At 76.0% G+C, this 25600-nt stretch carries 13 protein-coding genes; 3 read left to right on the top strand and 10 right to left on the bottom strand.

Annotated features, from left to right (window positions below; translation table 11 throughout):
- Both EFE23_RS22415 and EFE23_RS22410 read left to right on the top strand, forming a co-directional pair.
- Positions 1-1242: SagB family peptide dehydrogenase (locus EFE23_RS22415; protein ID WP_148058505.1), on the top strand; the 1242-nt coding region annotated here is incomplete at its 5' end.
- Positions 1243-1312: 70 nt separating this feature from the next.
- Positions 1313-4576: an AfsR/SARP family transcriptional regulator gene (locus EFE23_RS22410; protein ID WP_158675905.1), complete on the top strand. Its 3264-nt coding sequence runs from the start codon at positions 1313-1315 to the stop codon at positions 4574-4576.
- On the opposite strand, the gene EFE23_RS22405 is transcribed toward EFE23_RS22410, so the two are convergent.
- The 7 genes from EFE23_RS22405 to EFE23_RS22375 form a co-directional block, all read right to left on the bottom strand.
- Complete coding sequence (locus EFE23_RS22405; protein WP_123242905.1) at positions 4558-5379, bottom strand: ABC transporter permease; 822 nt, start codon at positions 5377-5379, stop codon at positions 4558-4560. The two genes, EFE23_RS22410 and EFE23_RS22405, sit on opposite strands and share 19 nt — an antisense overlap.
- Positions 5376-6341, bottom strand: a complete 966-nt coding sequence (locus tag EFE23_RS22400; protein ID WP_123242904.1) for an ATP-binding cassette domain-containing protein — start codon at positions 6339-6341, stop codon at positions 5376-5378. The genes EFE23_RS22405 and EFE23_RS22400 overlap by 4 nt, the downstream gene beginning before the upstream one ends.
- Before the next feature lie 145 nt (positions 6342-6486).
- Positions 6487-8109, bottom strand: coding sequence for an ABC transporter permease (locus EFE23_RS28275; RefSeq protein WP_158675904.1), 1623 nt, complete (start codon positions 8107-8109; stop codon positions 6487-6489).
- On the bottom strand, positions 8106-9023 hold the full coding sequence (locus EFE23_RS22390) for an ABC transporter ATP-binding protein (protein WP_123242903.1): 918 nt from the start codon (positions 9021-9023) through the stop codon (positions 8106-8108). The genes EFE23_RS28275 and EFE23_RS22390 overlap by 4 nt, the downstream gene beginning before the upstream one ends.
- 55 nt (positions 9024-9078) lie before the next feature.
- Positions 9079-10596 carry a GMC family oxidoreductase gene (locus EFE23_RS22385; protein WP_123242902.1) on the bottom strand — a complete coding sequence of 506 codons (1518 nt, stop codon included), beginning with the start codon at positions 10594-10596 and terminating at the stop codon, positions 9079-9081.
- Positions 10593-13988: a non-ribosomal peptide synthetase gene (locus EFE23_RS22380; protein ID WP_123242901.1), complete on the bottom strand. Its 3396-nt coding sequence runs from the start codon at positions 13986-13988 to the stop codon at positions 10593-10595. Before EFE23_RS22380 ends, EFE23_RS22385 begins: the two co-directional genes overlap by 4 nt.
- Before the next feature lie 57 nt (positions 13989-14045).
- Entirely contained in the window at positions 14046-15257 is a 1212-nt protein-coding gene (locus EFE23_RS22375) for an NAD(P)/FAD-dependent oxidoreductase (protein ID WP_123242900.1), read from the bottom strand.
- Positions 15258-15560: 303 nt separating this feature from the next.
- On the opposite strand from EFE23_RS22375, the gene EFE23_RS22370 reads away from it, so the two are divergent.
- The gene (locus EFE23_RS22370; RefSeq protein ID WP_123242899.1) at positions 15561-16529 is read left to right on the top strand and encodes a helix-turn-helix domain-containing protein; all 969 of its coding nucleotides are present in this window, start codon (positions 15561-15563) and stop codon (positions 16527-16529) included.
- Positions 16530-16735: 206 nt separating this feature from the next.
- Here EFE23_RS22370 and EFE23_RS22365 read toward each other — a convergent pair whose 3' ends face one another.
- The 3 genes from EFE23_RS22365 to EFE23_RS29090 form a co-directional block, all read right to left on the bottom strand.
- Positions 16736-18193 (bottom strand): MFS transporter, encoded by a 1458-nt coding sequence (locus EFE23_RS22365; RefSeq protein WP_123242898.1) that lies wholly within the window; start codon positions 18191-18193, stop codon positions 16736-16738.
- A gap of 88 nt (positions 18194-18281) precedes the next feature.
- Positions 18282-22472 carry a non-ribosomal peptide synthetase gene (locus EFE23_RS22360; RefSeq protein ID WP_123242897.1) on the bottom strand — a complete coding sequence of 1397 codons (4191 nt, stop codon included), beginning with the start codon at positions 22470-22472 and terminating at the stop codon, positions 18282-18284.
- A gap of 17 nt (positions 22473-22489) precedes the next feature.
- On the bottom strand, positions 22490-25600 hold a 3111-nt coding region (locus EFE23_RS29090; protein ID WP_123242896.1), incomplete at its 5' end, for an SDR family NAD(P)-dependent oxidoreductase.

Genomic DNA, 25600 nt, shown 5'->3' with positions numbered 1-25600 from the left:
CTGGCCGCGGTGGTCGCCACCGGACTGGACTGGGCCGCGTCCCTGGCCTGGCTGCGCGGCGACGCCGACCCGGCCGACCCGGGCGACGGTACGCGGGTCCCGGCCGACGAGGCCGGACCGGCCGGCGAGGGGCGGTTCGCCGCGGAGAGCGCCTTCCTGCGCAACGAGGCGGAGTGGACGGCCTGGCACCGGCGCGCCCGCGCGGAGGCCGAGGCCGCCGGCACCGGGCTGGGGGAGTGGCGGCGGCACCTCGCCGAGACCCTCGCCGAGCTGCGCGGGCTGGAACAGGCCGGCCACCTCGACGCCCCCGCCGCGGCGGTGTTCCGCCGGCTGGTCGGCGCGCACCAGCAGCGGATCGGCCTGACCGCCGCCGAACGTGCCCAGGCCGCCTGGCTGGTGTCCCTCGCGGTGCTCCGGGCCGCGCCGCGCGGCCCGTTCTTCGCCGACGGCCCCGACGCGCTCGACCGCCGGCTGCACGAGGAGGCCAAGTACGCGCCGGCCACCATCCTCGACCAGATGCCGGACCTGGTCGGCGCCGGGTTCGAGGGCCGCCAGCCGCTGCCCGTGCGGGGCACGCCGCTGCCGCTCGGCGGGCGGGACGCCGACCTGCCCGGGCTGGCCGAGGTGCTGCTCGCCCGGCGCAGCGCGTACGGCACGTACGCCGGCCCGCTCACCGCGGACGACCTGGGCCGGCTGCTCTACCACACCGCCGCCGTCACCGGCGAGAAGACCATGGACGGTGCGGACGCGCCGCTGCGGGTGCGGCCCCATCCCAGCGGCGGCAACCGTTACCCGGTCCGGCTGCTGGCCTACTGCCACGACGTCGCGGGCGTGCCGCGCGGGCTCCACCTGTACGACCCCGACGCGCACGCGCTGCTCCCGCTGGATGCCCGCGACCTGACCGGCGAGCTCATCCCGGCGGTGCCGGCGACCGACCCCCGGCTACCCGCCACCAAGGCCGGCGGCAAGATCGACGCGGCCGGCTGTCCACTCTGGCTCTTCCTGGTCGCCGACCTGACCTACCAGCGGCTGCACTACGGGCTGCGGTCGTACCGCCTGGTGCTGCTGGAGGGCGGGCACGTGGCGCAGAACCTCTCCCTGGTCTCTACCGGGCTGGGGCTGTCCAGCGTGGGGCTGTGCGGCTTCTACGACGACGCGCTGCACGCCGCGCTCGGCCTGGACGGGGTGAACTCCGCGGTCCTCTACACCTACCTGGTCGGCCGGGTGTCGACTCCGGCCTGACCCGGTCCGCGCCCCGCCACGAAACCGACTGTTCGTCACCGCGTCGGTACCCGGTGAGATGATGGGCCGCATGCAGGTTGGCATCCTCGGGCCGCTCACGGTGGCCGCCGACGGGCGGCAGGTGGAGATCGGTGGCGCCCGGCTGCGCCGGTTGTTGATCCTGCTCGCCCTCGAGGTCGGCCGCACGGTGACCGTCGAGGCGCTCACCGACGCCCTCTGGGCCGACACCGCCCCGACCGACCCGACGAACGCCGTCCAGTCGCTGGTGTCCCGGCTGCGCCGGGCCCTGCCGGCCACGTCCGCCCTGCATTCCGCGCACGGCGGCTACCGGCTGGAGCTGCCCCGGGAGGCGGTCGACGCGTACCGGTTCGAACGGCTGGCCCGGGAGGGGCAGCGGGCGCTGCGCGCCGGTGACCCGGCCACCGCGACCAGCTGCCTCGCCGAGGCGTTGTCGCTGTGGCGCGGGCCCGCGCTGGCCGACGCCAGCGACACCCGGTACGCGGCCGCGGCCGCGGCCCGGCTGGAGGAGCTGCGGCTCTCCGCCCTGGAGGACCGTGCCGAGGCCGACCTGGTCTCCGGCCGGGCCGACCAGCTCGTCGCCGAGATGGAGGAGCTGGCCGCCCGGCACCCGCTGCGGGAGCGCACCCGGGCGCTGCTGATGAACGCCCTCTACGCCACCGGCCGGCAGGCCGAGGCACTGCGCTCCTACGAGGACTTCCGCGCCCGGCTCGCCGAGGAACTCGGCGTCGACCCGTCGCCGCGGGTCCGCGACCTGCACGTGGCCATGCTCCGGCGCGATCCGGCACTGACCCCGGCCGCCGTCCCGCTCACCCGGGCCGCGCCGGCCGGAGCGCCGGCGGCCACCTCGGCCGACCGACCCGGCCCGCCGCAGGCGCCCGGTCCGGCCACCCGGCCCGGCAACCTGCGGGCCCCGCTGACCACCTTCGTCGGCCGCGACGCCGAGCTGCGCCGCCTCGCCGGGCAGCTCCGGGACGGCCGGCTGGTGACCCTGGTCGGGCCCGGCGGCGCCGGCAAGACCCGGCTGGCCACCACGCTCGCGGGCACGCTGGCCGACGCCCACCCCGGCGGTGCCTGGCTGGTCGAGCTGGCCGCCGTCACCGACCCGGACGACGTGCCGCAGGTGGTGGTCCGGGCGCTCGGCCTGCGCGAGGCCGGCCTGCTCGAGGGCCCCGGCCCCCGCGACCTGCTCGACCAGCTGGTCGAGGCGTTCTCGGTGGCGCCCGCGCTGCTGGTGCTGGACAACTGCGAGCACCTGGTGGACGCCGCCGCCCGGCTGGTCGACGAGCTGCTCGGCCGCTGCCCCGAGCTGCGGATCGTGGCGACCAGCCGGGAGCCGCTGGGCATCGCCGGCGAGGCACTCTGCCCGGTGCCGCCGCTCGCCCTGCCCGCCCCGGCGGCCACCGTCGCCGAGGCCGTCGAGTCCCCGGCGGTGCAACTGTTCGTCAACCGGGCGGTGGCGGTTCGGCCCGGCTTCGCGGTCACCGACGCCAACGTCGCCGCCGTGTGCGAGGTCTGCCGGCGGCTGGACGGCCTGCCGCTCGCCGTCGAGCTGGCCGCCGCGCGCACCCGGACGCTCCCGGTGGAGGAGCTGGCGGCCCGGCTCTCCGACCGGTTCCGGCTGCTCACCGGGGGCAGCCGCACGGCCATGCCACGGCACCGCACGCTACGCGCCGTGGTCGCCTGGAGCTGGGACCTGCTGGAGCCCGACGAGCGCCGGCTGGCGCAGCGGCTGGCCGTCTTCCCCGGCGCGGTCACCCCGGAGAGCGCCGCCCGGCTCTGCGACCTGCCCCCGGCGATCGCGCCGGCCGCGCTGGACCTGCTCGCCGCGCTGGTGGACAAGTCACTGCTGCAACGGCTGGACGGGCCACACCCGCGGTACCGGATGCTGGAGACCATCCGGGAGTACGGCCTGGAGCGGCTGGCCGAGCAGGACGAGGTGGGCGCCGCCCGGCGGGCGCACGCCGAATACTTCCTCGAGCTGTCCGAGCGGGCTGAGCTGCGGCTGCGCGGTCCGGAGCAGCTCGTCTGGCTGCCCCGGCTGGCCGCGGAGCGGGAGAACCTGCTCGCCGCGTTCCACTTCGCCTGCGACACCGGCGACGCCGCGGTGGCGGTCCGGCTGGCCGCCGCGGTCAGCCCGCTCTGGACCGTGCAGGGCAACCACGCCGAGGCCGCCGCCTGGCTGCGCGCGGTGCTCGAACTGCCGGGCGAGGCGCCGCCGGCGGCCCGTCGGGCGGCGACCGCCGCCTACCTGTTCAACACGGTGCTCACCGGCGGCCGGGCCGGCGGGGACCTGCCCATCGAGGCGCTGCTGGCCCGGCTGCCGGACCGCGCGGAGCCGGACGACCACCCGGTCGCCGCCCTGCTCGACCCGGCGCTGGCCTTCCTCCGCGCGGACGCCGCCGCCGGCCTGGCGGCCATCGCCCGGCTGCGCGACCACCCGGACGCGTGGGCGCGGGGCACGCTGATGCTGATGGCGGCGCTGCTGCACGGCCAGGACGGCGACACCGACGCGATGCGGGCCGACCTGGCGGAGGCGGCCGCCGCGTTCCGGGCCACCGGGGACCGCTGGGGCCTGGCCATGGCCCTCACCTTCGAGGCGCACGTGCACCTGGTGCTCGGTGACTTCCCGGTGGCCATGGCGGCCGCCGAGGAGGCCGGCACCCTGCTGCACACGCTCGACGCGACGGCCGACGCCGCGCTGCAGCGCATCCTGCTCGCCGTCGCGCTGATCTGGCACGGCGACCTGACCCGGGCCCGGGACGAGCTGCGCGCGCTGGTCGCCCCGGCGGCCCGGCCGGTCACCGCCCGCTACCTGGTGCTGGCCCACCTGTGGCTGGGCCACCTGGCCCGCTACGACGGCGCCTTCGACGAGGCGGCCCGGGCGTACGACCGGGCCCGCGCGGACCTCGAGCGGATCACCTTCGACGCGGCGTTGTACCGGGCCATGCACCGGTGCGCCGCCGCCCAGCTGGCGGTGGCCCAGGGGGACCAGCGGAGCGCCTGGGAGCACCTCGCCGCCGCCTTCGCCCTGGCCGCCGAACCGGGCTACGTGCCGGTGCTGGCGGAGATCGGGGTGGCCGCGGCGGCGGCGCGCCTGGCCTGCGGCGAGGCGGAGCTGGCCGCCGAGCTGCTCGGGGCGGCCAGCTCCCTGCACCGTGGCCCGGACTCGTTCCACCCCGACGCGACCGAGCTGGGCCGCCGGCTCGCCGACGTGCTGGGCGGGGAGGTCCACGCTACCGCCGTCGGGCGAGGGCGGGCCCGTGACCGGGCCGACGCCCTCGCCCTCATCGACGCTCAGGTACGCCGGCGGTAGGCGCGTACCGCGAGGGGCATGAAGAACGCCAGCAGTCCGACCGACCAGAGCAGGGTACGCATCACCGGCCCGGCCACCGGCCCGCCGAGCAGCAGGCCCCGGCACGCCTCCATGGCGTGGCTGGCCGGGTTGACCTTCACCCAGGCCTGCAGCCAGCCCGGCAGGGTGTCGGTGGGCGCCACCATGTTGGTGCCGAAGGCGAGGGGGAACATGGTCAGCGTGACGATGCCCTGCACCCCGGCCGCGTCCCGGGACACCACGCCGGCCAGCACGTAACCCCAGCTGAGGCAGAAGCCGAAGAAGACGGTCAGCGCGCCGGCCGCGAGGGCCTGGAGGAAGCCGGTCTCCACCCGGAAGCCGAGCAGGTAGCCGAAGGCGAACACGGTGACCAGCGAGATCACGTACCGGATCAGGTCACCGACGACCGAGCCGATCAGCGGCGCCGACCGGCCGATGGGCAGGCTGCGGAACCGTTCGAAGACCCCGGTGCGGATGTCCGCGTTCAAGCTCACCCCGGTGATCATGATGCCGGAGATGATCACCGTCATCACCAGCGCCGCCGGGAAGATGAACTGGAGGTACTGCTTGGTGTTGCCGGAGACCGCGCCGCCGAACAGGTAGACGAACATCACCAGGAAGATCACCGGGATGAGCACCGCGTGGGCCAGCCCCTCCGGCGTGCGGCGCACCTTGATCAGGCTCCGCCCGGCCAGCGCGAGGCTGTGCCGGAGCAGCCCGTACGGGCGCTTGACCGACTCGGGCACCGTGCCGGTGGACTGGCTGGGAACACTGGTCGCGGTCACGCTGCCACCTCCTGTTCGCGCTCGGGCTCGGCGGTGTGCCGGCCGGTGAGGGTGAAGAACACCTCGTCCAGGCTGGGCAGCCGCAGGGACAGCTCGGTCACCGCGATGTTCGCCGCGGCGAGCTGGCGGACCACCTCGGTGAACGCGGCGTCGCCGACCACCGGCACGGTGAGCACCCCGGGACCGACCTGGTCGGGCGCGTGCCCGGCGACGCCGGCCAGGATGGCCGCCGCCTCGCTCGCCTGCGCCTGGTCGGCCACGCGCAGCTGGATGGCCTGCCCGCCGACGATCTGCTTCAGCTCGTCCGGGCTGCCGTTGGCGATGACCTTGCCCTGGCCGAGGACGACGATGTCGTCGGAGAGGGTGTCCGCCTCCTCGAGGTACTGCGTGGTGAGCAGGACGGTGGTGCCGTCGCCGGCCATCGTCCGGATCATCCGCCAGACCTCCTCCCGCTTGGCCGGGTCGAGCCCGGTCGTCGGCTCGTCGAGGAAGATCACCGAGGGCCGGCCGATCATGCTGGCGGCCAGGTCGAGCCGGCGCCGCATGCCGCCGGAGTAGGTGGCCACCCGCCGGCCCGCCGCCTCGGTCAGCTCGAACCGTTCGAGGAGTTCGGTGGCCCGGGCGGTCGCCTCGGCCTTGCGCAGGTCGAGCAGCCGGCCGATGAGCACCAGGTTCTCGGCGCCGGTCAGGTCCTCGTCGACCGAGGTGTCCTGCCCGGCGATGCCGATCAGCCGGCGTACCCGGGCCGGCTGGCGCACCACGTCCACCCCGCCCACCATGGCCGTGCCCGAGTCCGGGCGCAGCAGGGTGGCGAGGATCCGTACCGCCGTGGTCTTGCCCGCGCCGTTGGGCCCCAGCACGCTCAGGACCGTGCCCGGGCGGGCCGCGAAGTCGACTCCGCTGAGCGCTGTGTTCGTGCCGAAACGCTTGACGAGGGCCTCGGCCTGGAATCCGTACCGCATACCGTCGATGCTGGCAACGCCCGCTGGCAGAGCCCGCACAGATCGCTGTCACCCTCCGTCGCCGCGGGTGCGGGGCACGAACGTGGCACGGGGCCGTGGCCGACCCGCGAGTCGGCCACGGCCCCGATCGGGGGGTGGGTGGAGATCAGGCGGTGTCCAGGTCGCGCCGGCGGAAGGTGGCCAGGCCGGCCGCCCCCAGCAGCAGCACCAGCGCACCCAGCCAGACCAGCGGCATCGCGGTCACGTCACCGCCCGGCAGCCGGGGCAGGTGGGTGAACGGGGAGACGTCCATGACCCACTGGTTCAGCTCGAGCACCGGGCCGAGCTGCGCGATCAGCAGGATCGCCCCGACGAACAGCCAGGCCACCAGCGTGGCGCCGGGCAGCAGCCCGAACAGGGCCGCGGCCAGCGCGGCCGGCAGCAGCGCCGCCGGCAGCTGCACCAGCGCCGCGCCCAGCATCCGGGGCAGCTCGCCGCCCACGTCCCCGGAGCGGGCCCCGTGCACCAGCCCGACCACCAGTCCGGCGGTGAGCAGCAGCACCACCACGCCGGCCACCGCCACCAGCACGTGGCTGAGGGCGTACCGGGTGCGGGTCACCGCGGCGGCCAGCACCGGCTCCGCCCGCAGCCCGGACTCCTCCGAGCGCAGCCGCAGCACCGCCGAGACCGCGTACGCGGCGGCGGCCAGGCCGAGGATCCGCAGCACCCAGACCAGGTAGCTGTCGACCAGCACGTCGGCGCCGCCGAGCTGGCGGATCGCCTTCGCCGCGGTGGCGTTGTCGCCGACCATGTCGGTGATGTCGTGGGCCAGCGAGCCGAGCACCGCCCCGCCGACGGCCACGCCGGCCGCCCAGGCGATCAGGCCACCGCGCTGCAGCCGCCAGGCCAGGGCGAGCGGCGTGGCCAGCCCGGGCTTGGCGTCCGGCGGGCCGAGCCGCGCCGCCAGCAGGCCCGCGCCGATGTCCCGCCGCCGGCTCAGCGCCACCGCCACGCCGGTGAGCGCCGCCCCGACCACCACGGCCAGCCCGAGCACCCACCAGCGTTCCCCGGCGTACGGTCGGAGCTGGTAGAACCAGCCGGTGGGGGAGAGCCAGGCGAGTTGCCGGGTGCCCCCGGTGCCGTCGTTGGCCACCGAGGCGGAGTCGGCGATGCCGCGCAGCAGGAAGGTGGCGCCGAAGACCGCCAGGGCGATCCCGTTGGCGGTGCGGGCGGCCTCCACCAGTTGCGCGGTGACCGCCGCGACGGCGGCGAACACCCAGCCCACCATGGTCACGCCCAGCCCGTACGCCAGCGAGCCGGCCCCGGACAGCCCGGCGCCCATCAGCCCGGCGGCGGCGCCCAGCCCGATCAGCAGGTCGGCGACGCCGACCACGAGCAGGGCGGCGGCCAGCCGGGCGTGCCGGCCGACGGCGGCGGCGGTGACCAGCTCCGCCCGGCCGCTCTCCTCCTCGCTGCGGGTGTAGCGGGTGACCAGCATGATGCTGGTGATCGCCACCAGCAGCAGCACCCAGACGGCGCTCTCCTTGACCACGATGCCGCCCAGGTGATCGACGCCGATGCTCGGCCCGCTGAACACCGCGGCCGCCGGGTTGCTGCCCACCCCCTCGGCGTACTCGCGCTGCTTCTCCGCTGTGGCGTACGCGTCCGCGAGCGACCCGGCCGGACCGGCGGCGAGGCTGATCGCGAGCAGGACCCACACCGGCAGGCCGATCCGGTCCCGGCGCAGGGCGAGCCGGGCCAGGCGCCACGTGCCGACCAGCTCACTCATCGGGCACCGACCTTCTCCCCGCTGCGGTGCGGGCCGACGTCGTAGTGCCGCAGGAACAGCTCCTCCAGCGTGGGCGGCTGGCTGACCAGCTCGCGCGCGTCGTGTTCGCCGAGGCGGCGCAGCACCTCCGGCAGCGCGTCCGGGTCGACCTGGAGGCTGATCCGGTCGCCGTCCACGGTGACGTTGTGGGTGCCGGGCAGCTCGCCCAGCCCGGCGGCCGGGCGGCCCAGCCGGGCCTGGATGGTGGTGCGGGTCAGGTGCCGCAGCTCGCTCAGCGAGCCCGTCTCCACGATCCGCCCGGACCGGATGATGCTGACCCGGTCGCAGAGCTTCTCCACCTCGCCGAGGATGTGGCTGGCCAGCAGCACCGTGCGGCCCTCCCGGCGGACCTCGCTGACGCACTGGTTGAACACCTCGGACATCAGCGGGTCGAGGCCGGAGGTGGGCTCGTCCAGGATGAACAGCTCCACGTCCGAGGCGAACGCCGCGACCAGGGCCACCTTCTGCCGGTTGCCCTTCGAGTAGGCCCGGCCCTTCTTGCGCGGGTCGAGCTGGAAGCGGTCGAGCAGCTCGGCCTTGCGGGCCGGGTCCAGCCCGCCGCGCAGCCGGCCGAGCAGGTCGATGGTCTCCCCGCCGGAGAGCCGCGGCCACAGGCTCACGTCGCCCGGCACGTACGCCAGCCGCTTGTGCAGCCGGGTGATGTCCCGCCAGGGGTCGCCGTCCAGCAGCCGCACCGTGCCCGCGTCGGCCCGCAGCAGGCCGAGCAGGATCCGGATCGTGGTGGTCTTGCCCGCCCCGTTGGGGCCCAGGAAGCCGTGCACCTCGCCGGTGCGCACGGACAGGTCGATGCCGTCCAGCGCCACCGTCTTGCCGAATCGTTTGACCAGGCCCTGGGCCTGGAAGGCGTCACTCATGCGGCGAGGTTCGCAACCGGTGCTGGCAGAGCCCGCACAGATCGCTGTCACCCGGTCACCGCATCTCCGACATCCACCCGGCCGCCCGCTCGCCCAACATCACGCAGGTCAGGTTGGGGGTGGCCCGCGGCACGGTGGGCAGCACCGAGGCGTCCACCACGCGCAGCCCGTCGACCCCGTGCACCCGCAGGAACTGGTCGACCACCGCGCCCGGATCCCCGGCCGGGCCCATCCGGGCCGTGCCGGCCGGGTGCCAGGAGGGCGCGACGAAGGTCCGGACCGCCCGGCGCAGCAGCGGCTCCTCGGCCACCATCCGGTCGGTCCAGAGCAGCACCCGCTCCAGCAGCCCGGCCATCGCCGGCGCCCGCAGCAGCGACCAGACCAGCCGGGTGCCGGTCATCAGCCGCTGCTCGTCGCGGGGTTCCCGGGCCAGGTTGAGGCGGATCTCCGGCGGGCTGTCCGGGGCCGCGTCCCGCAGCGCGACGCTGCCGCGCGAGTCGGTGCTCATCAGCATCACCGCCACCGACACGCCGGGCCGCCCGCGCAGCATCGGCCCGAGGGTGGGCACGTCCTCCGGCGCCACGTTGCAGTTGAGGAAGACCATCAGGTCCGGATCGACGCCGTCGCTGGCCGCCCGGGCCACCACCGAGTGCCACGGGTCGCCGGCCCGGCACAACCCGGCCCGGGGCACCGTCCAGATGCCCAGCAGCGGGTGGTCGCTGAGGTTCGCGCCGACGCCCGGCAGGTCCACCCAGGGGCGTACGCCGAGCTTCGCGAGCCGGTCCGCCGGCCCGATGCCGGAGCGCTGCAGCAGCAGCGGGGTGTTCACCCCGCCCGCGCTGACCGTCACCCGGTCGGCGTCGACCCGGACGGTCCGCCCGCCGCGCCGGACCTCGACCCCGGTGACCCGCGACCCGTCGCCGAGCAGCCGCAGCGCGGTGGATTCCGGCCAGATCGTGAGGTTCGGCCGGCCCCGCGCGGCGGCCAGGTACGTCTCGGCCGTGCCCATCCGGCGGCCCTGCCACGAGTTCGTCGGCAGCGCCCCGACCCCCGGCGTCGGCGCGGCGTTCAGGTCGGCCACCGGCGGCAGTCCCTGCTGGCGGCAGGCGTCGACGAACGCGTCGCCGAGCGGTGTGCCGGTGGCCAGCCGGCGGATCGGCACCGGCCCCCGGTCGCCGTGCTCCGGCCCGGTCACGTCGTGGTCGGTCTCCAGCCGCACGAAGTACGGCAGCACCTTCCACCAGGCCCACTCCGGGTTGCCGGCGGCGGCCCACTCGTCGAAGTCGGCCGGCAGCCCGCGCAGTGCGATGGCGCCGTTCACCGCCGACGAGCCGCCCACCACCCGGCCCACCCGGTACGGCACCGGCCGGTCCCCGTCGGCGGTCTCGTACTCCCAGTTCAGACCGGCCAGCGTCGGCCGGCCGAGCTGCTCCGGGCCGCCGTCGGCAGCGGAGCGGTCCGGACCGGCCTCGAGCAGCAGCACCCGCCGCCCGGCCTGCTCGGAGAGGCGGGCGGCCAGGGTGGCGCCGGCCGAGCCGGCGCCCACCACCACGTCGTCCCAGCCGGCGGTCACACGGGCTCCCGCAGCAGGCCCCGCACGGTGTCGGCGAGTTCGGCCACGGTCGGGCTGTCGAACAGCATCGGCAGGCCCTCGTCGGCGTCCGGCTCGATGCCGAACTCCTCGCGCAGTCGGCCCAGGATCCGGACCGCGTGCAGCGAGTCGGCGCCCAGCTCGAAGAAGTTGTCCGTCACGCCGAAGTCGTCGCGGCCCAGCGCCTCCTGCCAGATCGCCAGGATGGCCCGCTCCACCTCGTCGCCCGGCGCGGCGCGCGGCCCGGCCGGATCCGGCTCGGTCCACGGCGACGGCAGCGCGCCCCGGTCCACCTTGCCGTTCGCGCTCAACGGGATCCGGTCCAGCACCGGGTAGTGGTGCGGGACCATGTACTCGGGCAGCACCCGGGCCAGCCCGGCGCGCAGCGTCTCGGCGGGCACCGGCGCGGCCGGATCGGCCGGCACCACGTACCCGACGAGCTGGCGGCGGCCGGTGCCCGGGTTGGTGTCCACCACGGTCACCGCCTCGGCCACCCCCGGCTGCCGCGACAGCGCCGCGGTGATCTCGCCGAGCTCGATCCGGAAGCCGTTCAGCTTCACCTGGTCGTCGTCGCGGCCGAGGAACTCGATGGTCCCGTCGGGCAGCCACCGGCCGAGGTCGCCGGTGCGGTAGAGGCGCTCGCCGGTGACCGGGTGCCGGAGGAAGCGTTCCGCGGTGCGGGCCGGGTCGGCCCAGTAGCCCAGCGCCACGCCCGTCCCGCCGATCCACAGCTCACCGGGCGTCCACACCGGACACGGGGCGAGCCCGCCGTCGAGGACGTGCATGGTCTGGTTGGCCATCGGACGCCCGTACGGGATGCTGGTCCAGTCGGCGCCGACCACCTCGATCGGGTAGGTGATCGACCAGATCGACGCCTCGGTGGCGCCGCCCAGGCTGTGCACCGCCGCCCTCGGGTGGCGGGCGCGGATCGCGTCGGGCAGCCGTACCGGGATCCAGTCGCCGCTGAGCAGCACCACCCGCAGCGCCGAGTCCGCCGGGTCGGGATGCGCGGCCGGCGCGTCCACCCAGGCCTGCATCAGCGCGGGCACCGAGTTCCAGAGCGTGACCCGGTGCTCGCGGACCAGGTCGCCCCAGTGCTCCGGGTCGGCCGCCCGGCCCGGTGCGGGCAGCACCACCGCGGCCCCGGCCGCGAGGGCGCCGAACACGTCGTAGACGGACAGGTCGAAGCTGAGCGCGGACAGCCCCAGCACCCGGTCGGCCGGGGTGACGCCGAAGCGCGCGTTGACGTCCTGCACGGTGTTGGCCGCGCCCCGGTGGTCGATCATCACGCCCTTCGGGCGGCCGGTCGACCCTGAGGTGAAGATGACGTACGCCAGGTCGTCCGGGGTCGGCCCGGGCCCGGCCGCCGCCGGGTCGGCGGCGCGCACCTCGGGGTCGTCCAGGGTGACCAGGCGCAGCCCGGCCGGCCAGGCCAGCTCGTCGCGCAGCCGCGGGGTGGTCACCACGATCGACACCTGGCCCTGGTCCAGCAGGTCGGCCCGGCGGGCGTCGGGCCAGGCCGGCTCGATCGGCAGGTACGCGGCCCCGGCGCGGGTCACGCCCAGCACGGCGGGCACCTGCTCGGCGCAGCGGTCCAGCACCACCGCGACCAGCTGCCCGGTGCCCGCGCCCAGCTCGCGCAGCCGGACCGCCAGCCGCCGGGCCCGGTCGACCACCTCGCTGTGGGTCAGCCCGCCGTCCGGCGTGATCACCGCGGGCGCGTCCGGCTGCGCGGCGGCCCGCTCCTCGACCAGGTCGCAGAGGGTACGCGCGGGAATGTCGGCGGCCGTGGCATTGACCCGCCGCCGCTGCGCCAGCTGGTGCGCCGGCAGCGGCACCGAAGCGTCCACCTCGTCCCACGCGGCGGCGTCCTCGGCGAGCCGGCGCAGCAGGGCCTGGTAGCTGTCGAACATGTCGTCGAGCAGCCCGGCCGGGAAGAGCGCCTCCACCGCGTCCCAGTCCAGGCAGAGGTCGCCGCCCTCCTCGGTGACCTGGTGGTCCAGCCACACCTGCGGGGTCTGGCTGATGCCGTAGCCGAACTCGCCGAAGAACCGCGAGTCCGGGGTCCGCTGCTCCCGGTCGCCGAGGGCGAGGGCGCTGGTGAACACCACGGGCATCGCCGCGCCCGGCCCGCCGCCCAGCCGCCGCGACCGTTCCCGCAGCACCCGGACCCCGCTGAAGGCGGAGTGCTCCAGGTCCTGCACGAGCTGGCGGTTGAGCCGGCGGGCCCGGTCGGCGAACGACTCCCCGGCGACCGCCGTGGCGGCGAGCAGGGTGACCGAGGTGAAGTCGCCGATCAGCTCGCCGATCCGCGGGTGCAGCGGCCGCCGGTTGAACAGGCTGAGGTTGAGGGTGAAGTCGGCCTGCCGGGACCAGGTGCGCAGCACCTCCGCGTACGCGCTCATCACCGCGACCGAGGTGGTGACGCCGTACCGCTGTGCGGTGGCCTTCAGGGCGTCCCAGAGCGGGCGGGGCAGCCGGGCGCTGCGCCGGACGAACTCCACCGGCGCGCCGCCGGGGCCGCCGACGGCGCCGGCGCGCAGCGGCAGCGCCGGCGCGGGCGGCAGGCTGTCCAGCCGGTCCCGCCAGTACGCCTCGGCGGCTCGGTACTCGCGACCGTCCCGGGCCGCCTCCTCGGCCAGGACGTAGTCGCGGTAGGACAGCGGCAGCGGCTCGGGCGACCAGTCCGGGTCGCTGTAGAACCGCCGCCAGTCGCGGAACAGCAACTGGAGGCTGAACGCGTCCATGATCAGCACGTTGATGCTGATGTGCAGCCGGATCCGGCGCTCGTCGAGCAGCGAGGCGCGCAGGTCGAACAGCGGCCAGTGCTCCGGCGGCAGCAGCTGGTGACCCATCTCCGCCCGGGTCTTGGCCAGCGCGGCCCGGCGTTCGTCCTCGGGCGCCGCGCGCAGGTCGGCCACCGGCAGGTCGTACGGCGGCACCTCGGGCAGGATCCGCTGCCGCCCGTCCGGGTCGACCACCGCGCGCAGCATGTCGTGCCGGTCGATCACCCGGCGCAGGCTCTCCGCCAGCCGGACCGGGTCGAGGTCGAGCCCGTCCAGCTCGAAGTAGTAGTGGGTGGCCACGCCACCCAGTTGCAGCGCCGGGTTGCGCCCCACCCAGTAGGCGTGCTGGATGTCGGTCAGCGGGAACGGCTCGTACCGCTCCTGCGGCCGGGGCACGATCTCCTGCGGCGTGCCGCCGTCGGACAGCCGGCGCAGCAGCGCGACCAGGGCGTCCCGGTGCTCGCGCAGCTCGTCGCGCAGCTCGGGGGTGAGTGCCCCGGCGGCGGCCCGGACGTCCAGCCGGTCGTCGACCAGGCGCAGCCGCACACCGCGCCGGTGCAGTTCGGACAGTAGGTCAGGCGCCGTCATGATCTCTCCTGCCAGGTGTCGGGTCGTCGGGGCGGGGGCGGGGGCGGGGGACGGTGGTCATCCGGCCGGGGCGCCCGGGGCGCCGGCCGGGGTCCCCAGGGCGGCCGCCACCCCGTCGACGAACTCCGTCCAGCCGTACATCCCGGCGATGAAGCCGAAGAAGCGGTCCATCTGCTCCTGGTGGCCCTGGATCGCCCGGAGCACGTCCAGCAGCTCGTCGGCCGGGCGCAGCCGGGCCGCCTGGAGGTTGAAGTGGTAGGTGGGCAGGGACTCCCGGTCGCGCCGCACGGTGTAGTCGACAAGCGCCCGGTCCACCGGCCGCGCGCCGCCGAGGGCCGGCGACAGGTGCTCGACGAGCAGCGCGGCGTGCGCGATGGCGTCGCTGATGCCGTTGGCCCCGATCGAGTCCTTGTGGTAGCCGGCGTCGCCGACCAGCGCCCAGCCCGGCCCGCTGCCCCGGCGGAAGAAGTTGGGCAGCCGGCCGGTCCCGACGAACCGTTCCTCGCGCCGGCCGGACCGGACCCGCTCCAGCACGCTCGGCGCCGCGAGGGCCAGCGAGCGCAGGTACGACCCCTCGATGTCCTTGCGGACCTCGTCGAACTCCTCGCGCGGCGCCTGCACGACGACCATCACGAGGCCGTCGTTGGTGGGTACCGCGCCGACCAGCCGGCGGTGGTCGACGAACACCTCGTAGTCGGCCGTGAACCCGCTCCAGTAGGTGTAGTAGACGCAACAGAGCGACGGCACCGCCTCGTACTTCGGGGCCTGCACCTTCTTCGCCACCATCGAGTCCAGCCCGTCCGCCCCGATCACCACGCGGGCCCGCTCGGTGAACTCGCCGCGCGGCCCGCGGGCCCGGATCCCGACCACCCGGTCGCCGTCCCAGAGCAGGTCGGTGACGTTGCACTCCTCGCGCAGCTCGGCGCCGGCCGCCTCGGCCGCCCGGACAAGCAGGGTGTCCAGCACGAAGCGGCGCGGCCCGTAGCCGGCCCGGATGCCGTCGACGGGCGGCGCGCAGCCGGTCACCGGCACGCCGGCGAGGGTCCACCGGGACACCTCCAGGGGCGGGCAGCCGCTGGCGCGCAGCTGGTCCAGCAGGCCCCAGCCGGCCAGCCGGGCGATGGTCGGCGGGTGGACGTAGTGGGTGGACATCGTGTCGCTGGGGAAGCTCGCGCGGTCCAGCAGCAGCACCCGGTGCCCGGCCCGCGCCAGCAGCATGGCGGTGGTGGCACCGGCGCAGCGCGCACCGACGACGATCGCGTCGTACATGCGGGACTCCTCGAAAACCGCCGAGCAGATGCCACCATCGTGCGACGTACGGCGACGCCAAAGCCATACGGTAAACGTAAAGATATTTACGACACGGCAATTTGTCGGCGCTTTTCCGGGGTACCGCGACAAGGCCGTCACGCACCGCTGGAAGACCCCCCTACGGTACGCCCCAGGTCCCCTTATCGTGCCGGCTGAGCAGCTCGGTAACCCCCTAGTCGCGGCGGCTCGATTGACCGTCGAATTAGCCCGACCATACCGTCCACTCTCGACGTGTGCATTTCATTCCGGGGGGTCGGATAAATGGGGCAACGGGCTCAGGAACGGGCGATCGCCATTTCGCCGGAGGAGCGGAAGATTCTGCTCTCGCTGTCCGACGGGGACCGCCGCGGGGGTGAACCCCTGCGGGCCGCCATCGTGTTGACCGCCGCCGCCGGCCTGTCGCAGGCCGAGACGGCCCGTCGGCTGGCCACCACCCCGCCGACGGTGGCGACCTGGCTGCGCCGCTACGCCGAGGAGGGGGTGCCCGGCCTGCGGGACCGGGTACGTCCCGGCCGCCGCCCGCGGGTGCGGGACGCCGACGTGGTGCTGCGGACGCTGACCACCGTCCCGCCCGGCGGGGGTGTCTGGTCCAGCCGGGCGCTCGGCGTCGAGCTGGGCGTGTCCAATGGCACGGTGGCCCGGGTCTGGCGGCGCTGGGGCCTGCGCCCCGCCGAACCGGCCGGGTTCCGCCTGCCCGGACTGCCCGACCTGCCGCTGGCCGGCGCCGAACTGGTCGGGCTGCACTGCGACCCCCGCGACTGCCTGCTCGCCCTCGCCGCGCCGGCCACCAGCGGGTCCGTCGGGTCCGACGACCCGGCCACCGACCTGGGCCGGGTCGTCGCGGCCCTGACCAGTAGCGTCCCCGCCGGTCCCACGGCGGCCTCGCCGCCGTCGCTGGGCGACTTCCTGGCCGCGGTCGCCGAGGGCCGGTCCCACGGCCGGCTGCACCTGCTCGCTGCCGGGGACCGGACCGCCCGGCGGCCGGCGGTCCGCGCCTGGGCGGCCCGGTACGGCCACCAGGTCCGGGTCGCCCCGATCGAGCCCACCTGGACCGAGCTGGCCGCGGTGGCGGCCGGGCTCACCGCCCCGGTGAGCGGCCGGCCCGCCGCGGATCTCGGCGGCCGGCTGGTCGCCGCGCTGCAGGAGGGTTGGCGGACGGCCTGGTTCAGCGGGCAGCCCTGCCACTGGCTGGCCGCGCACCGGCCCGCCGGTGGTCCGCCCCGCCGGTGACCCGATTCCGCGGCGGCCCCACCCGCGACACAGCGTCACGTCTGCGGACGGCGAACCTCCTCGAAGCGACATGTCCCTGAGTCATGTTCATGTCGGAGAGACATGTCGCTCTCAAGGGGATGTCGGGTTGAGCGGCGGTGCCGGGCCGGCCGACCCGCCCGAGCGGCGGTGAGAGCCCGCCGGGGACCTTGGGCTACCCCTGTCCGTCAGCCGCGCGCTGCCGGTCGCGCCCCGGCCGCCGTCGCTGGACCGCTCGCCGTGGGATCGGCGCCCGCCGGCCGACCGGCCGGCGCCGGGACATGCGCCACGTCCCGGGCGTGCACCCGGCCGAGGGTGAGCGCCACCACCGCGGCGAGCAGCCCACCGGCGGCGATCACCTGGTAGGCGCGGTGGAACACGGCCAGCGGGGTGCCGCTGCCGTCGGCCAGCACGGTGATCAGGACGGCCACGCCGAGGACCGCGCCGACCTGCCGCAGGCACGAGGCGATGGCCACCCCGGTGGCGAAGCGGGCCCGGGGGAACTCGGCGAACGCGGCGTGCCCGAAGCCGGGGAAGCTGAACGCCGCGCCCGCGCCGATCAGCACCGCCGCCGGCAGGAAGGCAGCCAGGAAGTCCGGCTGGCCCGGGGCGCGGGCGAACAGCAGCGCCCCGGCGCAGAAGAACAACCCGCCCGGCAGCGCCACCGCCCGGGGCCCGAACCGGTCGCCGAGCCGGCCGACCAGCGGGGCCAGCGCCGCGGCGGTCACCGGGCCGGCGGTCAGCGCGCCGCCGGTGGCCAGGCTGTCGTAGCGCCACACCTGGGTCAGGAAGAGCACGTTGCACAGCAGCAGCGCGTTCATCGCCGCGGCGAAGACCAGCGACCCGAGGTTGGCGACGCTGAACGAGCGGATGCGGATCAGCGCCGGCTCGATGACCGGGGCCGGGTGCCGGCCGGACCGGACCGCCAGGGCGGCCAGCAGGGCCGCGCCGGCGGCGAGGGCGCCGCCGAACGCCGGTGACGTGGCCCCCCAGTCCGGCAGCCGGACCACGGCCAGGGCGAGGGTGCCGATCCCGCCGCCGAGCAGCAGCGCGCCGATCACGTCCGGGAACGGGCCGGGCGTGGTGTCCCGGGTCTCCCGAAGCACCCGGGCCGCGGCCAGCAGGCCGGGCAGCCCGATCACCAGGTTCACCAGGAACACCCACCGCCAGCCCTGCCAGGCCACCAGCGCCCCGCCGAGGGACGGGCCGGCGGCCCCGGCGACCGTGCCGGTGGCGGTCCAGAGGGCGATCGCGGTGGCCCGCCGGTGCACCGGGAACTCGGGCAGCAGCAGGCCGAGTGAGGTCGGCATGACGGCCGCCGCGCCGAGCGCCTGCACGCACCGCGCCGCGACCAGCACACCCACCGCGGGCGCCAGCCCGCACGCCGCCGAGCCGACCAGGAAGAGCACCACCCCGGCGAGAAACACCCGCCGTCGACCCCACCGGTCGGCCAGCCGCCCGGCCGGGATCAGCGCCGCCGCGAAGACCACGTTGTACGCGTTCAGCACCCAGGACAGGTCGTTGAGCGAGCTGTCCGGGAAGGCGGCCGACAGGGCCGGCACCGCCACGTTGACGATCGTCACATCCAACAGCGCCATCATCACGGCGACGGACGTGACCAGCAGGACCTTCCACTGGCGGGCCACCGGACCTCCTCTTCACGAACGGGTCGGCCACCGGTCGCGCGGTGGACGGGGGCGGCGGCCCGGTCGGACCGCCGGTGACGGACCGCGGTCAGTCGCGGGCCGCCGCGTTCAACGCCGCGGCGACCTGCTCCACGCCGACGGCGGTGAGCACGGTGTGGTGGGTGCCGGGGACCGGCAGGCTCGCCAGCCGCCCGCCGGTCAGCTCGGCCCAACCCCAGTCGGCCCGGTCGCCGTACGGGTGGTCGGCGAACTCGCTGACCCGGCCGTCGCGGGCGCGCAGCACGGTGACGTCGGTGTCGACCCGCCCGGCCCGGTGCCCGGCGCAGGCTCGCACCACCGCGTCGAAGACCGCGTACGTGGCGGCCAGCGTGCCGCCGCTCAGGTCGTCCACCGGCACACCCTGCTTGGCGGCCAGCCGCACCGCCCCGTCCAGCCGCTCCTCGGCGGGCAGGGCGGCCAGCTCACGGCGCTGCTCGGGAGTGACCAGCCCGGGGTCGAAGCCCCGGTCGAGGTCCTCCAGGAACCATAGCGGGATGTCGGTGTCGGCCACCCGCTGCGGCGCCAGCGGGGCGGGGGCGTCGACGACCACCAGGTGCCGTACCCGCTCGCCGGCCTCCTCCAGTTGCCGAGCGAGTTCCGCCGCGATGACCGCGCCGGAGGACCAGCCGCCGAGCAGGTACGGGCCGTGCGGCTGCTCCCGCCGCAGCGCGGCCAGGTAGAGCCGGGCCAGCTCGCCGAGGTCGGCCACCGGTTCCCGGCCGACCGCCGGGCCGGGAGCCTGCAGGGCGAGGCAGCCCCGGTCCAGCCGGGCGGCGAGGTCCCGGTAGCAGAGCACGTCGCCACCGGCCGGGTGCACCAGCACCCAGGGCGGGGCGCCGGTGTCGCCGGGTTCGCCGGTGAGCCGGACCAGCGGCGACCAGTCCGCCGGTGCGGCGTCCAGCCAGCGGGCCAGCCCGGCCACGGTACGCCGTTCCAGCAGCGCGCCCAGCGGCACGCGCCGCCCCAGCCGCTGGGCGATCCGGCCGACCACCCGCAACGCCGCGAAGGACTGTCCACCCAGGTCGAAGAAGTCGTCCTCGACCCCGAGCCGGTCGAGGAGGAGGATCTCCCGCCAGATCTCGGCGAGCGCCTCCTCGGTCGGCGTGCGCGGCGGCACGTGCCGGCGTTCGCCCGCGCCGTCGGCGAGGTCGACGGTCTCCAGCGCCCGCCGGTCCACCTTGCCGTTGCCGGTCAACGGCAGCGCGTCGCGGACCACCACGTGGGCGGGGACCAGGTACGCGGGGAGCCGGGCAGCGAGGAACTCCCGTACGGCCACCGGGTCGGGCCGGCTCCCGCCGTCCCGCCCGACCACGAACGCGGCCAGCTGCCGGCCGGCGCCCGAGGCCCGGGCGACCACCGCCGCGCCGCCCACGTCGGGGTGCTCCAGCAGGGCGTGCTCCACCTCGCCCGGCTCCACCCGGAAGCCCTGGATCTTCACCTGGAAGTCGGCCCGGCCGAGGAACTCGATGGTGCCGTCGGGCAGGTACCGGCCGCGGTCGCCGGTCCGGTACAGCCGCTCCCCGGTCACCGGGTGCGACACGAACGCGACGGCGGTGCGCTCCGGATCGTTGAGATAGCCCAGCGCCACCCCGATCCCGCCCACGTACAGGTGTCCCGGCACCCAGGTCGGCGCGTCCCGGCCCAGCTCGTCCAGGACATGCCAGGTCTGGTTGGTCAGCGGCCGCCCGTACGGGATGCTCACCCAGTCCGGGTCGACCCGCTCGATCGGGTGGGCGATGGACCAGATGGCCGCCTCGGTGGCCCCGCCGAGGCTGATCACGCGGGCGCGCGGCGCGACCGCCCGGATCCGGTCCGGCAGGGTGACCGGGATCCAGTCGCCGCTGAGCAGCACCAGCCGCAGGTCGGGCAGGTGGACCCCGGTCGTCTCGGCCTCCTCGACGAGGAGTTGCATGAGCGCCGGCACCGAGTTCCAGACGGTCACCCCGTGCTCCCGGGCCAGCGCCAGCCAGGACGCCGGGTCGTGCCGCGCCGGGTCGGGCAGGACCAGCGCGGCGCCGGCCGCCGCGGCCCCGAACACGTCGTAGACGGACAGGTCGAAGCAGAGCGAGGAAAGGCCGAGGAGCACGTCGCGCTCGGTGACGCCGTACCGGCTGTTGACGTCGGTCACGGTGTTCAGCGGCCCCCGGTGGTCCAGCATCGCTCCCTTCGGCCGGCCGGTGGACCCCGACGTGTAGATCACGTACGCCAGGTCGCCCGGCTCGCGCAGCGGCGCGTACCCGAGGGTCGGGCCGTCGCCGACGGCGTCCTCGACCACCAGCAGCGGCGCGGTCGCCGCGCCGGCGAGCGCCGCCCGGCTGTCCGCGTCGGTGAGCACGGCGGTGGCCCCGGTGTCGGCCAGCAGCCAGCCGATCCGCTCGGCGGGCCAGCCGGGGTCGATCGGCACGTACGCCCCGCCGGCCAGCAGCGCGGCGTGCACCGCGACGAGCTGCGGCCAGCCCTTGCGGGCGGCCACCGCCACCAGGTCACCGGGGCGTACGCCGGTCTCCCGCAGCCGCGCGGCGAGCCGGCCGGCCCGCTGGTAGAGCGTGGCGTAGTCCAGCGTGGTGTCCCCGGCGACCACCGCCGGCCGGGTGGGTCGCTCGGCCGCCTGCCGCGCGAGGGGGGCGTGCAGCAGCCCCGGCGGCGCGGGCGTGGTGGACCGGTTCAGCCGGGCGCGGCGCTCCCGGTCGGTGGCCGGCAGCAGGTCGAACGTCTCCCGGTCCCAGGCCGCGTCGCTGTCGGCGAGGGCGTCGAGCACCGCGCCGTAGCCGGCCAGCATGTCGTCCATCAACCCCGGCGGGAACATCGCCTCCAGTACGTCCCAGACCGTCCACATGCTGCCGTCCCGCTGCTCCCAGAACTCGCAGTCGAGCAGCACCTGCGGGGTCTCCAGCAGGCTGTACACCGGCCGGTCCGTCTGCCCGACGAAGAGCGCGCTGCCCACCGCGTACGGGCAGACCGCCCGGCCCGGCGTGCGGCGGAGCTGGTTGACCGCCTGGAGCACCTTCACCCCGCTCCAGTAGACGTGCTGCATGTCGGAGAGCACCTGGGCCTGCAACCGGCGGGCCCGCTCCTGGAACGGGCCGCCGGCCCGCCAGTCCACCTCCAGCGGATAGAGCGAGGAGAAGTTGCCGATCACCTCGCCGATCTGCGGGTGCAGCGGCAGCCGGTGGGTGTTCATGTTGTTGATCAGGAAGTGCCGGGATCCGCTCCACGCCCCGAGCACCTCCGCGTACACGGCGCACAGGGCGTTGGTCTGGGACAGGCCCCGGGCGGCGGCCCGCCGGGTGAACGCCGCCCACCGGGCCGGCGACAGCACGTGCTCCCGGCGCTCCAGCCGGGACCGGCGTCGGGTGTCCGAGCCGGACGCCAGGGGCAGCTCCGGGGCGGTCGGCCAGTCGGCCATCCGGTCCAGCCAGTACCGCTTCGACGCCTGCCCCAGCGGCGACTCCTCCAGCTCGGCGAGGGCCAGTACGCAGTCCCGGTAGCTCAGGGTCAGCTCCGGCAGCGGCTCGTCCGGGTGGTCGTAGCAGTGCAGCAGGTCCTTGAGGAACCGGCCGGTGCCGGGGGCGTCGCTGAAGAAGTTGTTGTTGTTCCAGTGCATCCGGACCCGCCCGCCGGACAGCAGGGCGAGCCGGACGTCCAGCCACGGCCAGCGGTCCAGCGGCAGCTCCCGGCGCTGCATGGCGGCCCGGGTCCGTTCGATGCCGGCCTGCTGCCCGGCCTCGTCGAGCCCGCGCAGGTCGACCACCTCGACCGGGATCGGCTCCGGGTCGCGGACCGTCTCCAGCATCATGTCCTCGCGGACCACGACGAGGCTGTGCCGGTGCCGCCGGGCCGCCGCGTTGAGCGCCCGGGTGAACCGGTCCGGGTCCAGCGCCGGGAACTCCACCTCCATGTACTGGTGCGGCCGGACGTGGTACTCCAGCCCCTCCCGGCTGCCCACCAGGAAGGACATCTGGATGTCCGACGGCGGGAACGGCTCGTACCGGGCGGCCGGATCGGGGGTGATCTCCGGCAGCGCCGCCGCCGGTTCGGCGGCCTGCCGGCCCCGGGACAGCCAGCCGATCAGTTCCGCCCGGTGCCGGGTGATCCGCTCGCGCAGCTCCGGCGAGAGACGCCCCTTCGGGGCGCTGACGCTGAGCTGGTCGTCGCCGGCCAGCCGTAACCGCACCTCGCTCCGGGCCAGGTCGGCCACCAGGGCGGCGACGCCGCCCGTACCCTCGTCGGCTCCGCTCACCGCAACACTCCTCGCGCTCACAGGACCAGCACCTCGGCGTCCTCGTCGTCGAAGTCGTCGTCATCGGCGGCGACGACACTGCGCAGGGTCAGCTGCTGGCAGATCAGCTCCGCCACCTCCGCCGCCGTGCCACCGCCGAACAGGTCCGCCGGCGGCACGTCGGCGGCGTAGTCGACCAGCAGCCGCTGGCGCAGCCGGACCGTGGTCAGCGAGTCCAGGCCCAGCTCGTTCAGCCGGGTGCCGGCGAAGGTGGGCCGGATCGCGTCCTGGTCGGCGGCGCTGAGCCCGAGCAGCAGCGCCACCCGCTCCAGCAGCCCGGCGAGCACCAGTTCCCGGGCCGCCACCGGGTCGGTCAGGGCCAGCAGGGCCAGGTCCGTTCCCGCCGCGTCGTCGTCCGCGCCACCGGCCAGGTCGGCCGGCGTCACCTCGGCCAGCAACCGGTACGGCCGGGCCCGGCCCGCCGCCGTCAGCGACCGGCGCCAGTCCACCCGGGCCAGCCCCACCACCGGCTCGGTCGGCTCCCCGGCGGGCGGGGTGAGCAGCGTGCCCAGCGCCGCCAGCGCCTCGGCGGTGGGCAGGGCATCCAGGCCGAGGGCAGCCAGCCGGCCCAGCACCTCCTGGTCGACGGCCATCCCGGCCTGCGCCCACGGCCCCCAGCAGACGCTGGTCGCCGGCAGGCCACGCGCCCGCCGGTGCCGGGCGAGGGCGTCCAGGAAGGCGTTCGCGGCCAGGTAGTTGGCCTGCCCCGCGGAGCCGACCAGGGCGCCGAACGCGGAGAACAGCACGAAGAAGTCGAGGTCCAGACCTTCCGTGGCCCGGTGCAGGTGCCAGCCGCCCCGCACCTTCGGGTCCAGCACCCGGCGGAACCGGTCCCAGTCCTGCTCGGCCAGGGCCGCGTCGTCGACCACGCCGGCCGCGTGCACCACGCCCGCCAGCGGCGGCAGCTCCCCGGCCAGCCCGGCCAGCACCGCCGCGAGGGCGTCGCCGTCCGTCACGTCCACCGCCAGGCAGCGCAGTCGGACGCCGCGCTCGCGCAGCGCCGCCAGCGGCGCCGGCTCGACGGCCGGCACCCGCCGGCCGAGCAGGACCAGGTGCGCCGCCCCCCGGTCGGCCAGCCAGCCGGCCACCGCCTGCCCCAGCCCGCCGAAGCCGCCGGTGACCAGGTACGTCGCGTCGGTGCGCAGCACCGGACCGGCGCCGGGGGCGGGCAGGTCGCGTTCCCGCAGCCGCGCCTCGTACCAGGCGCCGTCGCGCACCGCGAGGTGGGTGGCGCCGTCGGCCTCGGCGACCCGGTCGAGGACGGTGGAGAGCGCCGGCGTGGGGCCGGCCGGGTCCAGGTCCACCTGCACGCAGCGCAGATGGGGGTGCTCGGTCAGCACCGCCCGGGTCAACCCGCCCAGCACCGCCTGCGCCGGCGCCGGCACGCCGTCCCCGGTCGGCGCCTCCGCGCCCGAGGTGCAGAGCACCACGTCGGGCGCGTCGTCGCCGTACCCCCGCAGGACCTGGCGGAGCACGGCGAGCGCGTCCCGGGCGGCGCGGTAGGCGCCGTCGGTGGGGTCCGCGTCGGCGGGCTCCGCGCCGTGCAGTAGCAGGCCGCGCAGCTTGACGCCGTCGACCCGGGCGGCGTCGACCAGCCGGGCGATTGCCGCCTCGTCGGCCGGGTCCACGGTCACGGTCCCGCCCCCGAGCGAGGCGGTCGCCGGCACCCGGGCGCCGTCGGCCAGGACCAGCGCGGCGGCGGCGCAGCCGAGGCCGAGCAGTTGGGCGTGCCAGTCGGCGACGACCTCGGCGTCCCGGCCGCAGACCAGCCAGGTGTCGCGTGGGCCCACCTCGGCCCGCCGGCCCGGCCGGCCCGGCAGCGCCGCCCACGTCAGGTCGTAGCGGCGCAGCCGCGACCCGGCCAGGCCGGTGACGAGGGTACGCGGCAGGGCGCGCAGCCGGACGCCGGTCAGTCGGGCCACCGGTTCGCCGAGCGCGGTGACCAGGTCCAGGTCCATCGCCCGCTCGCCGCCCTCGGGCCCGCCCCGGGACCGGGCCCGGCACCAGAGCCGGCGGGGCAGCCGGTCGTACACCTCGATCCGGTCGATGCCGGCCGGCAGCCAGAAGTCGTCCTCGCTCACCCCGAAGGCGGCGCCGGCGTGCAGGCAGGCGTCGAGGACCATCGGGTGCAGCAGCCACCCGTCGCCGTCCCGTTCCGCCTCGTCCACCTCGATCAGGGCGAGGGCCTCGTCGCCGGAGCGCAGCAGCCGTCTCATCGCCCGGTAGCCGGGCCCGTACTCGACGCCGATCCGCCAGAGCCGGTCGTAGAACCCGTCGAGTTCCTCGGCCGCCATGCCGGCCCGGACGCCGGCCAGGTGCAGCCGGGGCGGTGGCGGCGGGGTGCCGGAGCGTACGGCGGCGACCGTGACGTGCTGCGTCCACGGCGCGGACGGCTCGCCGGCGGGGCGGCTGAAGCAGCGGACCTGACCGTCGGGGTCGGCGCTGGCCTGGAGGGTGAGCGTGACCCCGTCGGCGCAGCGGAGGAACTCGTCGAAGGTGATCCCGGTCATGGTCCACCCGGGCTCGGGGGAGTCGGCCCGGGCCGCGGCGAGCGCCCATTCGACGAGCGCGGTCGCCGGGAACACCGCCGTGCCGAGCAGCCGGTGCTGGTCGACGAAGCGGAGCCGGTCGGGCAGCACGGTCCGGGTGAACCAGCGTCCGGTGGTCCCCGCCACGTCCAGCGGCACGCCGAGCAGCGGATGACCGCCGGCCGGCTCGACCGGCGGCCGGGCCGGTACGGCGTCCACGGTGGCCGGCAGCCAGTGCCGGCTGCGCTGGAACGGGTACGTGGGCAGGTCGAGGTGGGTGTGGCCGCCGGTGGGCCGGGGGTCCACGGTGGCGGCGGCCGCGAGCAGCGTGTGCTGGTCGGCCCGCTGCCGGTGCAGGGTGTGTACGGCGAGCGCCTCGGGCCGGGTCTGGGTGTGCAGGGTGGTGAGGGTGGCGTCCGGTCCGAGTTCGACGAAGGTCTGGACGCCGTGTTGGTGGTGGAGGGTGGTGATGCCGTGGGCGTAGTGGACGGGGGCGAGGATGTGTTGGACCCAGTAGTCGGGGTCGGTGAGTTGGTCCGGTGTGGCGAGTTGTCCGGTGAT

Origin of the sequence: Micromonospora solifontis (assembly GCF_003725545.1) — a bacterium.
GTDB classification, from domain to species: Bacteria; Actinomycetota; Actinomycetes; order Mycobacteriales; family Micromonosporaceae; genus Micromonospora; species Micromonospora solifontis.
This window is presented reverse-complemented; position numbering and strand designations above follow the sequence as displayed.

Coding starts and splice junctions, on each gene's coding strand:
- EFE23_RS28275 (WP_158675904.1), bottom strand. CDS start 8,109: ATGAGTGAGCTGGTCGGCACGTGGCGCCTGGCCCGGCTCGCCCTGCGC.
- EFE23_RS22380 (WP_123242901.1), bottom strand. CDS start 13,988: ATGACGGCGCCTGACCTACTGTCCGAACTGCACCGGCGCGGTGTGCGG.
- EFE23_RS22370 (WP_123242899.1), top strand. CDS start 15,561: ATGGGGCAACGGGCTCAGGAACGGGCGATCGCCATTTCGCCGGAGGAG.
- EFE23_RS22390 (WP_123242903.1), bottom strand. CDS start 9,023: ATGAGTGACGCCTTCCAGGCCCAGGGCCTGGTCAAACGATTCGGCAAG.
- EFE23_RS22410 (WP_158675905.1), top strand. CDS start 1,313: ATGCAGGTTGGCATCCTCGGGCCGCTCACGGTGGCCGCCGACGGGCGG.
- EFE23_RS22400 (WP_123242904.1), bottom strand. CDS start 6,341: ATGCGGTACGGATTCCAGGCCGAGGCCCTCGTCAAGCGTTTCGGCACG.
- EFE23_RS22375 (WP_123242900.1), bottom strand. CDS start 15,257: ATGTACGACGCGATCGTCGTCGGTGCGCGCTGCGCCGGTGCCACCACC.